The sequence below is a fragment of the Aeromicrobium sp. EU05-FHT14F07 genome, from assembly GCF_058790455.1.
The window spans coordinates 26,548-39,519 of record NZ_JBYTCR010000025.1 but is presented as its reverse complement, the minus strand read 5'-3'; the positions used below and the strand labels follow the sequence as shown (position 1 = coordinate 39,519).

General features: G+C 72.3%; 12 protein-coding genes and 1 tRNA gene. 6 read left to right on the top strand and 7 right to left on the bottom strand.

Features of this window, described 5'->3' with window-relative positions; translation table 11 throughout:
- Positions 1-373: 373 nt before the first annotated feature.
- Positions 374-1,705 (top strand): ISL3 family transposase, encoded by a 1,332-nt coding sequence (locus tag AC3WRM_RS17190; RefSeq protein ID WP_492249737.1) that lies wholly within the window; start codon positions 374-376, stop codon positions 1,703-1,705.
- A 382-nt stretch (positions 1,706-2,087) separates the two neighbouring features.
- Here AC3WRM_RS17190 and AC3WRM_RS17185 read toward each other — a convergent pair.
- Both AC3WRM_RS17185 and AC3WRM_RS17180 read right to left on the bottom strand, forming a co-directional pair.
- A tRNA-Ser gene (locus tag AC3WRM_RS17185) sits at positions 2,088-2,174 on the bottom strand.
- 70 nt (positions 2,175-2,244) lie between these two features.
- Positions 2,245-2,667 carry a VanZ family protein gene (locus tag AC3WRM_RS17180; protein WP_492249738.1) on the bottom strand — a complete coding sequence of 141 codons (423 nt, stop codon included), beginning with the start codon at positions 2,665-2,667 and terminating at the stop codon, positions 2,245-2,247.
- An 80-nt stretch (positions 2,668-2,747) separates the two neighbouring features.
- Here AC3WRM_RS17180 and AC3WRM_RS17175 point away from each other — a divergent pair, with 80 nt between their 5' ends.
- From AC3WRM_RS17175 to AC3WRM_RS17160, 4 genes are all read left to right on the top strand, one after another.
- A complete protein-coding gene (locus AC3WRM_RS17175) occupies positions 2,748-3,545 on the top strand; it encodes an MBL fold metallo-hydrolase (RefSeq protein WP_492270933.1) in 798 nt (265 codons plus the stop codon).
- On the top strand, positions 3,542-3,862 hold the full coding sequence (locus AC3WRM_RS17170; protein ID WP_492249740.1) for a Dabb family protein: 321 nt from the start codon (positions 3,542-3,544) through the stop codon (positions 3,860-3,862). The genes AC3WRM_RS17175 and AC3WRM_RS17170 overlap by 4 nt, the downstream gene beginning before the upstream one ends.
- Before the next feature lie 54 nt (positions 3,863-3,916).
- Entirely contained in the window at positions 3,917-4,804 is an 888-nt protein-coding gene (locus AC3WRM_RS17165) for a hypothetical protein (protein ID WP_492249741.1), read from the top strand.
- 116 nt (positions 4,805-4,920) lie between these two features.
- Positions 4,921-5,808, top strand: coding sequence for a hypothetical protein (locus AC3WRM_RS17160; protein WP_492249742.1), 888 nt, complete (start codon positions 4,921-4,923; stop codon positions 5,806-5,808).
- 40 nt (positions 5,809-5,848) lie between these two features.
- Here AC3WRM_RS17160 and AC3WRM_RS17155 read toward each other — a convergent pair whose 3' ends face one another.
- Genes AC3WRM_RS17155 through AC3WRM_RS17135 form a run of 5 tightly spaced genes read right to left on the bottom strand, consistent with a single transcriptional unit; the run spans position 5,849 to position 11,897 of the window.
- Positions 5,849-7,603, bottom strand: a complete 1,755-nt coding sequence (locus tag AC3WRM_RS17155; RefSeq protein ID WP_492249743.1) for an ABC transporter permease subunit — start codon at positions 7,601-7,603, stop codon at positions 5,849-5,851.
- Positions 7,596-9,107: an ABC transporter substrate-binding protein gene (locus tag AC3WRM_RS17150; RefSeq protein WP_492249744.1), complete on the bottom strand. Its 1,512-nt coding sequence runs from the start codon at positions 9,105-9,107 to the stop codon at positions 7,596-7,598. Before AC3WRM_RS17150 ends, AC3WRM_RS17155 begins: the two co-directional genes overlap by 8 nt.
- A complete protein-coding gene (locus AC3WRM_RS17145) occupies positions 9,104-10,393 on the bottom strand; it encodes an MFS transporter (RefSeq protein ID WP_492249745.1) in 1,290 nt (429 codons plus the stop codon). The genes AC3WRM_RS17150 and AC3WRM_RS17145 overlap by 4 nt, the downstream gene beginning before the upstream one ends.
- Entirely contained in the window at positions 10,390-11,187 is a 798-nt protein-coding gene (locus AC3WRM_RS17140; protein ID WP_492249746.1) for an ATP-binding cassette domain-containing protein, read from the bottom strand. The genes AC3WRM_RS17145 and AC3WRM_RS17140 overlap by 4 nt, the downstream gene beginning before the upstream one ends.
- Positions 11,184-11,897, bottom strand: a complete 714-nt coding sequence (locus tag AC3WRM_RS17135; protein WP_492249764.1) for an ABC transporter ATP-binding protein — start codon at positions 11,895-11,897, stop codon at positions 11,184-11,186. The genes AC3WRM_RS17140 and AC3WRM_RS17135 overlap by 4 nt, the downstream gene beginning before the upstream one ends.
- Positions 11,898-12,492: 595 nt before the next feature.
- Between AC3WRM_RS17135 and AC3WRM_RS17130 the strand changes: the two genes are divergently transcribed.
- The gene (locus AC3WRM_RS17130; RefSeq protein WP_067860615.1) at positions 12,493-12,801 is read left to right on the top strand and encodes a GIY-YIG nuclease family protein; all 309 of its coding nucleotides are present in this window, start codon (positions 12,493-12,495) and stop codon (positions 12,799-12,801) included.
- Positions 12,802-12,972 lie beyond the last annotated feature (171 nt).

Here is a 12,972-nt window from a genome sequence, read left to right as displayed (position 1 = left end):
GAGGGCCTCGACCCCATTCACCCCGACCGCGTCATGCCAAGTCGCTCACTGCCCCCACCGCAGGTACGAAGGGCCGCATTACCTAGGTAGCCCGGAACTACGGAGGTTGTACGCGGACGTGCGCAGCAAGCACCGTAGTCGAGTGGTCGATCCGTACGAGGCGCTCAAACCGATCCCGGCCGCGATCAACCCAGAACCAGAGGGCGCGACACTCTTCTAAAGCTTGGTCCAATGGAAGAATGAACTATTCAGGCTCTTCACAGTTGAGGGTGTAGCGGACGACGCGGCTGGGGTCGGCGCGTCGGTGCCGGGATAGAGGTCGAGGTCTTTCGAAGATGGCGGTTCCTAGGCCAGCCACCCGAAAGACCTCGACGTGCACGACGCTACCCGTGCGGGCGCCTTCGCCTGCGCTGATCTGACGACCTTCTGCCGCCTCGATGAGCTCGGGCTGATCGTGACCGGTCAACGGCTCGAGGAGAAGCGGGCGGTCTTGGCCTGCAAGGTCGTCGAGCCCGAGGGCTCACTTGAGCGGTGGTGCCGTCGCTGCGGGGCCGAAGGCGTCCCGCGCGACACCGTGATCCGCGAGCTGGCCCATGAGCCGTTCGGGTGGCGACCCACCACGCTGCGCATCACGGTGCGCCGCTACCGCTGCGCCGGATGCGGGCACGTGTGGCGCCAAGACACCCACCGCGCCGCCGAACCCCGAGCCAAGCTCTCACGTCGTGGGCTGCGGTGGGCGTTGGAGGCGATCGTGGTCGGGCACCTGTCCATGAGTCGCGTCGCCGAGGGCCTCGGGGTCGCGTGGGGCACCGCCAACGACGCAGTCCTGGCCGAGGGCAGGCGGGTGCTGATCGATGAGGAGCACCGCTACGACGGTGTCACCGCGATCGGGGTCGATGAGCACGTGTGGCGCCACACCAGGCGCGGCGACAAGTACGTCACCGTGGTCATCGACCTGACCGCGGTGCGCGCCGGCACCGGCCCCGCCAGGCTGCTGGACATGATCGAGGGGCGGTCGAAGAAGGTCTTCAAGACCTGGCTCGCAGCCCGTCCTGAGGACTGGCGTCAGGGCGTGGAGGTGGTGGCGATGGACGGGTTCACCGGCTTCAAGACCGCCGCGGTCGAGGAACTGCCCGAGGCGGTCGCAGTCATGGATCCCTTCCACGTGGTGCGCCTGGCCGGGGACGCCTTGGACCGGTGCCGCCGCCGGGTCCAGCAAGACCTCCACGGCCACCGCGGCCGCCGCAACGATCCGTTGTATCGCGCCCGCCGGACCCTGCACACCGGGTCCGACCTGCTCACCGACAAACAAGCCGACCGGCTGCGCGCCTTGTTCGCCGACGACAGGCACGTCGAGGTCGAGGCGACCTGGGGCATCTACCAGCGGATCGTCACCGCCTACCGCGACCCCGACCGACGCCGCGGCCGAGAGCTCATGACCAAGCTCATCGACTCGATCAGCACCGGCGTCCCGAAGGCCTTGGTCGAGGTCATCACCCTGGGCCGGACCCTGACCAAGCGCGCCGAGGACGTCTTGGCCTACTTCGACCGCCCCGGCACCAGCAACGGACCCACCGAGGCCATCAACGGACGCCTCGAGCATCTACGCGGCAGCGCGCTCGGGTTCCGCAACCTGACCAACTACATCGCCAGGAGCCTGCTTGAGACCGGCGGCTTCAGACCCCTACTACACCCCGGTCTGTGAAGAGCCGGTAATGGTTTTGCCGGCGCATTTGTGGCGTGATCTTGATGTGGTTGATTGACCCCTGGCGACTGTCGCATTGGTGGGATGCAACTTGATCTGACCTGGAGTCGGGTCGTGATGGCGGGGCAGAGTTGCTTGCCGGACACGTATCGGGTGGCTGCGCCGCCGACGGATCTGTCGGTGACGACGGATCCGTTGACGGCGAACACGTACACGTACGTGAACGGCAATCCCCAGCAAAGAGCGCTGGGAGTCTCTCACGTCTGCGGAGATGGCGGGAACCGTCGCCGCTCGTTCCTCGCGGCTCCTCCCAAATCCCGACGCCTTCGTTGAACGACCGAGGACCCCCAGCAAAGAGCGCTGGGAGTCCTCGGTCGTTCGGCGGAGATGGCGGGATTTGAACCCGCGAGAGGTTTAACCCTCAACCCGCTTAGCAGGCGGGCGCACTAGGCCACTATGCGACATCTCCACGTCGCCGCCGGGCGGCAACCGGTACAGGATAGCGAGGCCCGACCCTGCGGGACGAATCGGGCCGACCCTCACGCCTCCACCGGCACGCGACGGCGCAGTAGCAGGGTCGCGGCGACCGCGCCCAGCAGCGCTCCCGACGTGTTCGCGACGACGTCCGACACCGTCGCGAACCGCTCCGGACGCAGCAGCGCCTGGCCCACCTCGATGCCCGACGACAGCACGAAGCCCGCCGCCGTCACCTGCCACCACGACAGACGCGTCAACGCGACGGCCAGCCAGCCGAGCGGCACGAACAGCACGACGTTCGCCGCCGTCTGCACCACGTCATAGCCCGCCGGGCGCGGCATCCCGAACGACGACTCCAGCCACCGCACCGGCCACGAGTTCAGCACGTCCACGCCCTGGTCGACCGGGGTCGGCCAGAACGCGATCGCCGCCAACGCCGCCAGATACACGAGCGCCAGCACGACGTGGGTGGGGGAGCGGCGCATCCCCCGAGCCTAGGGCGCGCCTCCACACGCCCACCGCCGTTCGTGACCCAACACACCGCACCTCTGCCACCATGAGCGACATGCGCGTCGAGCACCTCAGGGCAGCCGTCATGAACCCCGTCAACCTCCGCGGGCTCCCGGCGCACGTCTTCCTGCTGCACACCGCCGACGGACTCGTCCTCGTCGACACCGGCTTCGGCACCGCCGACGTCGCCGACCCGGCCCGTCGGTTCGGACCCGTCCGCCACCTGCTGCGGCCCGACGGCGACCCCGACCACACCGTCCTGCACCAGCTGCGGGCCCGCGGGTACGATGCGTCCGACGTCGCCCACGTCGTGCTCACCCACCTCGACCTCGACCACGCGGGCGGACTGTCCGACTTCCCCGACGCCGCCGTGCACACCACCGCCGACGAGCACGCCGCCGCCGTCACCGACCCCGACCTCCTCGACCGCGCCCGCTACCGGCCGGTCCAGCTCGAGCACGGGCCCCGCTTCGTGCTGCACGAGGGCCGCGGCGACGAGTGGCGCTACGGACTCACCGGGCATGAGGTGCTGCCCGGTGTGGTCCTCGTGCCCATGCCCGGCCACTCGCGCGGCCACGCGGCCGTCGCCGTCGAGACTCCCGACGGGGTCGTCCTGCACGCCGGCGACGCCGTCTTCGACGCCAGCCACGTCAGCGACCACAGCCCTCAGGGCCAGCGCCTCGCGCCCGTGCGTGTCCTCCGCGTCTACGAGCTGACCGTCGGCCGCGACCGCGCCCGCATCCGCGCCAACCACCGCGAGCTGCGACGTCTGGCCTCCCTGCCCGACGTGCTCGTCGTGCCCGCGCACGACCGACGCATCACCGACGAGCTCGTCGACGGCCCGGCCACGTGAGTGGTGCGTACCGGCACGTCGTCCTCTTCCGGCTGCACGACGACACCGACGACGCCACCCGCGACGCGGCCGTCGCGGCGCTCGCGGGCCTGCACGACCTGCCGGGCGTCCTGGAGTGGACCGTGCGGATCTCCGACGACACCCGCAAGGGGGTCGTCATCGTCGAGAACGCCCTCTTCGAGAGCGAGGCCGCCTTCCGGACGTTCCAGCGCCACCCCCGCCACGCGGAGGCCGGTGCGCGGCTGCGCGAGACCGCCGACTGGTGGGTGGGCGACTACCCCGAACCCCAGGGGCGCGACGCCGACGAGATCACGTGAACCGGTCCGCGCGAGTAGGCCACGGTGGGCCGTCCGGCCCCTAGACTCGGCCACGTGCCGAAGCCCCTGTCCCTGATCGCGCTCGTCGCGTTCGTCCTCGTCGACGTCGTGCTCGTGGTCCTGGTCTTCCAGCACGTCCACCGCGCACCGCCCGGCAGCGGTCTCGGCCCCGCCGCCGCCACCGAGTCGCCCACCCCGGAGCGGCAGACGAACCAGCAGGCGTTCGACTTCAAGCCCGCCCAGGCCGCCACCATGGACCTCGCGAACGACGGGACGTGGGTGTTCGCCACCCGCGGCGCCTGCGAGGGACGCATGAGCGCGACCCTGTGGACCTCGACGAAGAACGGTGCGTCGCCCACCGAGCGCGACCCCCAGCTCAAGGTCATCACCGCCGTCCAGGCACGCTCGGGCGGCGAGCTGACCGTCGTCGGCGCCGGCGACGACTGCCAGGCGCGTCAGCGCTCCTCCACCGACGGCGGCGCCACCTGGGTCGACGACCCGATGATCACCCGCTGGTACACGTCGCCGTCCGACCCGACCGTCGCGGTGTCCCCGTCGAGGGGCGAGTCGAAGCCCGGCTGCACCTTCTCGTCGCTGTCGCAGATCGACGACGACTTCGCGCGCGTCACCTGCATCGACGGCGACGTCGTCGGCAGCGGCGACGGAGGCGGCAAGTGGCTGCTGCTCGGCCGCCTCGACAACAGCCGCACCGCCGTGTTCACGACGTTCAACGCCGGCTACGCGCTCGCCCGCTACGAGGGCTGCGCCGCCCAGCTGTTCAGCACGAAGGACTCCGGTCGCACCTGGGCGCCGGGCGGCTGCATCGTCGGCGACCCTGCCCGAGGCATCGCCGCCAACGACACCCTCGTCGCGGCCGTGGTCGGCGAGGACCCGCAGAGCTACGTCAGCGAGGACCAGGGCCAGAAGTTCACCCAGCCCTGACCGGCCGTCCCACGGAGGGTCGAGCCGTCTGGGAGGTAGGGGACCGGTAGGTCCGTCCGATCGCCATGGTTCAGGTCATCGTTCCGGCTGTCGAGCCCCCGCGCGGGGTGTAGTACGTGATCGTGACGAAGAGACGGCGCACCACACTGCCGAGCCTGGCTTCTGGCCTCGTGGAGGTGCTGCGCGCGCATCCCGTTGTCTGGCTGGTCGTCGGGGGCTTGGTCCTGGCGGTGAACGTGGTCCCTGACTACGCCGACCTCCTCGACGACCACCGGCCGGAGGAGGGTGATCTCGTCCTGTCGATGCAGGCGGGAGAGCCGCCGTTCACGCAGGTGGTCGTCGCGGCCGACGCCGACTGGGATGCGTTCCCCGCGGACGAACAGACCCCTGACGCGTGTGGTCCCCGCGTCAGGGACTGGTTCGAGGACAACGCACTTCGCTTTCGGCACACTCGCTACCTGGTCCAGTTCTCCAGCACCGCAGAAGGGGGGACGGCGAAGCAGGGCCTTCGGCACCTTCGCCTGGAGGGGGAGGGTGAGAGCGCCGACGGCACCGAGGTGAGCGTCACCGTTCAGTGCAGCTCGGCGGGTCAGACGGCGTACGTACCGCTCTACGGAACGACTGACGCGGTCGGTGAACCTCTGGACACGGAGAGCTGTCCGGAGGGCCCTACGACGTGCACAGGGGATCGCCGACCCCTCTCGCTCAACCTCGACGCGGGCGAGGTGCTCGACGGCGACCTGCAGCTGGCCGGCCGGGCGGGGTTCCGCGGCACGCTGGCGGTCGACCTCGCGGACGGTCGGCTCGCGGCCCAGACGCAGCAGGTGGAGATTCCCCCCGGCGCGACGACGACGTTGCAGGTCGCCCCCGGGGTCGGCGGAGGGCCCGCGGTGATGGAGTGTGCCTACATCGATGCCCGAGATCTCGAGACTCAAGGCACCCCGGACTGGTTTGGCTGCACGGCCAGCGACATCCCGCGTCTCGCGAGGAGTGCTCGACGGTAGCGGTCGGCCAGCGACCATGTCGCGAGACCAGGGATGACGCTCAGAGCGTCTGAGCGCGGGAGGTGCGGCGGGTGGTGAGGACGGCCGTCGCGCCGACGGAGAGCACCGACACGAGCACCAGCGCGCCGGCTGGGCCGAGCACCGTCCAGGGGGCGCGCTCGACGTAGGCCGAGCCCTCGGCGAGCACGAGCCCCCACTCCGGTCGGGGCGGACGCGCGCCGAGACCGAGGAACCCGAGGGACGCCAGGGCCAGCACGACGCCCGGAAGCCGCAGGGCGGCGTGACGCGTGACCGCAGGCACCACGGCCGGCAGCGTGTGCCGCACGAGGCGTCGTAGCGGTCCGACCCCGAGCACCGGCAGGACGGCCACGTGCGGCTGCGACCCCGCCTCGCGGAGCAGAGCCGATGTGTGCGCGGCCAGCGGCGCCCAGCTGACGGCCGTGACGGCGACCGCGGCACCCAGCTGCGACGGTCCCGCCACCGCAGCCACCACGAGGCCCGCAAGCACCGGTGGTGCGGCGTTGGCGATCTCGATCGGTCCGGTCGCGGCGTGCGACAGGCACCCGACGGCAAGCCCGATCAGCAGGCACAGGACCAGCACCACCAGACCCGTGCCGACGGTCGTCACCGCGCCGTGGCCGACCCGCGCGAGCACGTCGCGACCGCTGGCGTCGGCGCCCAGCCACAGCCCCGGCGACGGCGGCGCGAGGCGAGGGTGTGCCGACGTCGACGGGTCGCCGAGGAGCCCGGCCACCACGACGACGAGCAGGAGCGCTCCCGCGACGCCCGGCACCAGGAGGTCGCGACGGCGCAGCACCACGACCGGCTCCGGCAGCGACAGCGCGGACAGCCGCACCGCCCGGCCGAGCATCAGACGAGCGAGCAGCGACGCCAGCGCCCCCGCCACGGCCGCGACGACCACGAGCAGCAGCAGACCGGCCTGCAGGGCGGGCAGGTCCTGCGCCGCGGCCGCACCGAGCAGCGCGCGACCGATGCCCGGGATCGCGAAGACCTCCTCGACGGCGACCGCACCACCCGTCAGGCCCACGACCACGAGGCCGAGCTGCGGCAGCACCGACGGCACCGCGCGACGCAGCACCGCCAGCGCCACCTCACGGCGGGTGAAGCCGGCGCCCCGCCACGTGGTCACCCACGGCTCGGTGAACACGGCGGTCACCGCGGTGGCCGTGAGCCGACCGAGCAGGCCTCCGGCCGGCAGCCCGAGCGCCAGGGCCGGCAGCACGGCCTGGCTCGGGCCGTCCCACCCGAACGGCGGGAACCACCCCAGCCACACCGCGCCGACGAGCAGCAGCACGGTCGCGAGCACGAACTCCGGCAGGGCGGTGAGCAGCACCGAGCCCGACCCCGACCCGAACGACGGACGTCCGCGCAGCCCGGCCCGCATCGCGAGGGCGACGCTCACGGCAGCGACCGCGAACGCCACCACGAGCGAGAAGCCCACGAGGGTCAGCGAGACGCTCAGGTTGTCGAGCAGGCCCGGCCCGACCGGGCGGCCGCTGATCCACGACGTCCCCAGGTCGCCGCGCAGCAGCCCCGAGACCCACTGCCCGAGGAGGGCGAACGGGCCGGCGTCGAGGCCGAGGTCGGCACGGACCGCCGCGAGCGCCTCGGGAGTGGCCTCGCGGTCGGCGTACCGCGCGCGCAGCACCGTGAGGGCAGGGTCGCGCGAGGCGAGCCATGGCAGCGCGCCGACGAGGGCGAGCAGGCCCGACGCCGCCAGCAGTCGCGACGCCGCCGTGACGACGGCGTCGCGACGGGGCCGCGGCTCAGGCACCGGCGCTGCTGTCGGCGTCGATGAGGTCCCGCTCGCGCGGGTCGCGCTCGACCCCCGACACGCCCTGCGCCTCGCCCTGGATCACGCGCTCGTGCAGGAGCGGGACGGCGGCGTCGAGGCGCAGCACCTGCGCCTCCGCGAGCATCGTCAGACGCTGACGCTCCGCACCGGGCTCCACGCCGGCGGCGCGGTCGAGCGCGGCGTCGACGTCGTCGTTGCAGAGCTGGGCGATGTTGAAGCCGCCCTCGCAGCCGAAGTCGGACGCCATGTAGGCGACCGGATCACCGGAGTCGAGGACGGTCGCGCGCGACAGGATGAACGCGTCGAACGCTCCGTCGAGCGCGTCGGCCTCGATGAACTGGTACTCGCGCACGTCCTGCTGCACGACGAAGCCGGCGGCCTCGAGCTCCTGCTCGAGCAGCACCGCCACCTCGGGCAGCTCGGCGCGGTCGGTGAACGTGCCCAAGGTGATCTTCACGCCGTCGACCTTCGCTGGCTTCGCGCGCTCGGCGAGGAGACGCGTGTACTCGGGGTCGGCGCGCAGGTCGGCCGCCCACGGCAGCGCGGGGCCGAGCAGGCCCTTCGCCTCGTCGGCACGTCCCTCGTAGACGTCCTTCACCAGTCGCGCGCGGTCGATCGCCTCGCGCGCGGCGGCGCGGACGGCCGGGTCCTTGAACGGGCCCTTCGTGGTGTTGAGGTAGAGCGTGTTCGTGCGCGGCATGGGCACCTCGATGACGAGGTCCTCGTCGAGCTGCGAGACCTGGCCCACCGGCACCGACTCGACGACGTCGGCGTCGCCCGTGCGCAGCGCGGCTGCGCGGGCGGTGCCGTCGGGCACGAAGCGCGCGTCGATGCCGGACGCCTTCGCCTTCTCGCCCCAGTAGTCGTCGTACCGGTCGAGGGTCGCGCCCGACGTGCCATCGACCTTCACCAGCTCGAACGGTCCGGTGCCGGCGCCGACCGGATTCACGGCCTTGCTGGTGTACGCCTTCGGCGCGAGGATCGACAGCTGCGGGCTCGACAGCCGCTGGGGCACGAGCGGGTCGGGCGCGGCCGTCGTCACGACGACGGTGTCGTCGTCGGGCGCCTCGACGGTGAGCTCGACGCCGTCGAGGATGCGCGGCACGGGCGACGCCTGGGCCGCGGTCTGCAGCGACGCCACGACCTCCTTCGACGTCAGGGGCGTGCCGTCGTGGAAGGTGACGTCGCCGCGCAGGTCGAACGTCCACGTCGTGTCGTCGGTGCGCTGCCACGACGTCGCGAGCATCGGCTGCGCCACGCCGTCGGCGTCGAGCTGCACGAGCGTCTCGGCGGTGCTCCAGCGCGACAGCTTGAACGCGTCGTCGCTGAGCGGGGAGAGGCCGGAGCGAGGGGGCTGCATCATCGCGACGGAGATGCGGCCGTCGCTCGCCTGGTCGCCGCTGCCGCCGGCGAAGCAGCCGGAGGCGAGAGCGAGCACCAGGGCGGCGGTGCCGGTGCGCAGCAGGGGGCGGAGGGGGGTCATCGAGGTCCTTTCGAGGGCGAGCGGTTGGGTGGTGCGGGGCGGTGAGCTTCCGCGGGGCTGAGGGGTGGTGCGGCGAGCGGCCGACGCAGGAGCACGGCGGCCGCGACGCTCGAGCAGAGCGCGAGCCCGGCGAGCAGCGCCCACGGGCGCGACGCCGCGAGCGACGTGACGTCGGCGCTGGCGTACAACGCGCCGAGCGGGACCGACAGCACCAGCACGGCCACGCCACCGCACGTCGCCAGCAGGCCGTAGTAGGAGCCGAGGCGTCTCCCGGCGGCGAAGGTCGGCACGAGGTCGAGCGCGGCGGGGCCGACGACGAGGTGGCCGAAGGTCAGGAGCACCACCGACGCGGTGACGGGCGCGAGCGACGTCGCCGTGCCCGGGACGGCCGCTGCGACGGCGAGCACGCCGAACGACGACGCCAGGAGCCCGTAGCCGACGGGAAGCACCACGCGGCTGGGAAGGCGTCGGGCGAGGCGGGCCACCGGCAGCTGGAGGCTGATGGTCACGGCGGAGACCACCGCGAGCAGCGCGGCGTAGGAGCCGGCGCCGCGTCCGATGCGCTCCAGCTCCACGGGCAGCCCGAGGTACAGCTGGTTCCAGGCGAGCAGGTTGACCGCGTGCACGACGGCGAAGAGCACGAACGTGCGGTGCCGCAGGCTCAGGCCCGAGGCGACGTCGCGCAGCCCGGTGCGCAGCGTGTGGCCGTCGGGGCGCGCAGGGTCGGCGGGCAGCAGCCGCGCCAGCGCGACCGCCGTGACGCTGAACAGCGCGGCGCCCGATCCCGCGACGGCCGAGAAGCCCCAGTCGAGCAGCAGCGCCCCCACGAGCGGGCCGACGACGGCACCCGTCTCGCCGACCACGGTGAGCCAGGCGAAGAGCGTCGCGCGCGTGCCCGCCGCGCTCGGGCGAGCCTGCTCGGCGGCGGCCACGAGCGTCTCGATCGCAGGGGAGAATAATGCGCCACCGAGTCCGGTGAGCACGGCGCCGGCGACGAACGTCGGCAGGTCGTCGGCGAGGGCGAGGGTGCCGAAGCCCGCCACCCGCACCGCGCAGCCGGTGAGGATGAGTCGGCGCGCGCCGAGCGCGTCGACCAGCACGCCCCCGAGCAGGAAGAGGCCCTGCTGCGCGAAGGTGCGGGCGCCGAGCACCAGGCCGATCGCGGCGCCGGACAGCAGGTAGTCGTCGCGCAGCACGATCGCCAGGAACGGCACGACCGCGTAGAAGCCCACGTTGAAGACCAGCTGCGCCCCGAGCAGGGGTGCAGGCGCGGCACGCCGCGTCACCCCAACGCCCCCGGACGGGACGCGTCGACGAGCGCCCGGGTCGCGGGATGGGTGGGCGCGTCGAGCACCTGCGCGGTGCTGCCGTGCTCCACGACGCGGCCGTCGTGCAGGACGGCCGCCGTGCTGCACACCGACGACACCGCGTGCAGGTCGTGGGTGACGAGCAGCAGCCCGAGCCCGTGGTCGACGTGCAGGTGGTGCAGCAGCGCGGCGAGGTCGCGACGCAGGCCGACGTCGACGGAGCTGAGCGGCTCGTCGGCCACCAGGAGGGTCGCGCCGGTGCCGATCGCGCGGGCGATCGCGACCCGCTGCGCCTGCCCGCCGGACAGGCTCGAGCACCGGCGTCGCGCGAAGGTCGTGTCGAGCCCGACGGCCTCGAGGGCGCGCTCGACGGAGGTGTCGTGGTCGTCGTCGATGGCCAGACTGCGCAGCGGCTCGGTGAGGCAGGCGGCGACGTCGCGGCGCGGGTCGAGGCTGCCGGCCGGGTCCTGCGGCACGTACTGGAGGCTGCGCCGGAACCGTCGCAGGGCCGCGCCGCGCCGGGGGAGCGCGGTGCTGTCGAGGAGCACCGTGCCCGACGTCGGACGCTGCAGGCCGAGCAGCACGCGCGCCAGCGTCGACTTGCCCGCGCCGGAGCGTCCGACGAGGCCCAGCGCCGTCGTCGACGTGAGCCGCAGGTCGACGTCGAGCAGGGCGTCGGTGCCGTCGGCCAGCCGGACGCCGACGCCCTGGGCGTGCACCGTCGGGCTCGTCGTCGTGCCTGCGGAGCGTGCCGTGGTGGCGGCTGCGCTCATGCGACGAGTCCGAGGTCGTGCGCGAGGTGCCGGTCCGGCCCGTCGAGCAGCGTCGTGAGGTCGACGTCGGCGACGAGGTGGCCGCCGTCGACGAGCAGCGCGCGGGTGCAGAGCGCCTGCGCGACCTCGAGGTCGTGGGTGATGAGCAGGAGGGTCGAGCGGGTGGCGCGCAGTGCGTCGACCACCTGGCGACGTGTGACGACGTCGAGCGCGCTGGTCGGCTCGTCGGCGACGAGCAGGGGACCGTCGACGGCGATCGCGAGCGCGATGCACACCCGCTGGCGCTGCCCGCCGGACAGCTCCGCGGGCAGCCGGTCGAGCACGGCGGTCGCGTCGAGCCCGACGTCGGCGAGCAGGGAGGAGAGGCGTGCGTCGAGGGCGGCGCCACGCAGCCCTGCGGATCGGAGGGGTCGCGCGAGCTGTCGCCGGACGGGGGTGAGCGGGTTCAGCGCGACCTGCGAGTCCTGGGCGACGAGCGACGCGCGCGGTCGACCGGGCCGGCTGCCGCCGACGCTGACGCGCCCCTGGACGCGCAGTGTCGGCGAGCTGACGTCTGCGACGGCGCGTGCGATCGTCGACTTGCCCGAGCCGGAACGTCCGAGCAGGGCCACCCGCTCCCCCGGCGCCTGCCGCCAGGACACGTCGCGCACGAGCAGGGTCGCCCCCACCCCCACCGAGAGGCCCTCCACCGCCACCGCTCCTCGCTCCATCACATGGGAATGGTAGTCACTTCGATATGAAGCTGATCAGCGCCCCACTCTCTCGTTCTTCTCCGCAACCACCCTTCCGCTGGTTGAGTAGCGGAGGGTTCCGCTGGTCGAGTAGCCGACGTCGCGACGAAGGAGCAGACGGAGGCGTATCGAGACCACTCCACGCTTTCGCTGGGGGTTGGCCCGCGCTGGGCTGTTGCCGGGTGGTCTCGCTCCGTCGCGGCTACGCCCCACTGCGACGGCTCCATCGTCAGGACTTCGCAAGCTCGTCCTGACTACTCGACCAGCGAAGGGTTCCGCTGGTCGAGTAGGCGACGCCGCGACGAAGGAGCTGGCGGAGGCGTATCGAGACCACTCTGAGCGTTCGCTGGGGGTTGGCTCGCGCTGATCCGTTGCTGGGTGGTCTCGATACGCAGGGACCTCGCAAGCTCGTCCCTGCTACTCGACCGGCGATACCGCTGGTCGAGTAGTCGGCTCCGCCGAGGGACGAGGCGTGGGGCGACGTATCGAGACCACTCCACACTGTCGCTGGGAGTTAACCCGCAGCTGTGGACGCCAGCTCGACCGACGTCGACATCGTCGATGCACTGACGTGATGGCCTACATGTACATCCTGCGCTGCTCCGACGGCAGCTACTACGTCGGCAGCACCCGGAACCTGGAGTCGCGTCTCTACCAGCACCAGACGGGGATCGGTGCGGAGTACACCCGATGCCGTCGACCGGTCGAGCTCGTCTACGCGTACGAGTTCGAGGACGTCGCGGACGCCTACGCGGCGGAGAAGCGCGTGCAGGGATGGTCGCGGGCGAAGCGCGAGGCGCTGATCCGCGGCGACTACGACCTCCTCCCCACCCTCGCCCGCAAGGACTTCCGTCGACGCGACCCGCGCCCCTGGCGCGAGTGAACCTGACCGCTGGTCGAGTAGTCGACGTCGCGACGAAGGAGCTGACGGAGGTCGAGACCATTCCAAGCGGACGCTGGGAGTCGGGTCGCGCTGAGCCGTTGCGGGGTGGTCTCGATACGCAGCCACGGCGCTCGTCCCTCGCGCGTGGCAGCTACTCGACCAGCGGTGGGT

Excerpts from the sequence above, each read along its gene's own strand:
- AC3WRM_RS17180 (WP_492249738.1), bottom strand. The coding sequence starts at position 2,667 with ATGCGCCGCTCCCCCACCCACGTCGTGCTGGCGCTCGTGTATCTGGCG.
- AC3WRM_RS17175 (WP_492270933.1), top strand. The coding sequence starts at position 2,748 with ATGCGCGTCGAGCACCTCAGGGCAGCCGTCATGAACCCCGTCAACCTC.
- AC3WRM_RS17150 (WP_492249744.1), bottom strand. The coding sequence starts at position 9,107 with ATGACCCCCCTCCGCCCCCTGCTGCGCACCGGCACCGCCGCCCTGGTG.
- AC3WRM_RS17140 (WP_492249746.1), bottom strand. The coding sequence starts at position 11,187 with ATGAGCGCAGCCGCCACCACGGCACGCTCCGCAGGCACGACGACGAGC.
- AC3WRM_RS17135 (WP_492249764.1), bottom strand. The coding sequence starts at position 11,897 with ATGGAGCGAGGAGCGGTGGCGGTGGAGGGCCTCTCGGTGGGGGTGGGG.
- AC3WRM_RS17130 (WP_067860615.1), top strand. The coding sequence starts at position 12,493 with ATGGCCTACATGTACATCCTGCGCTGCTCCGACGGCAGCTACTACGTC.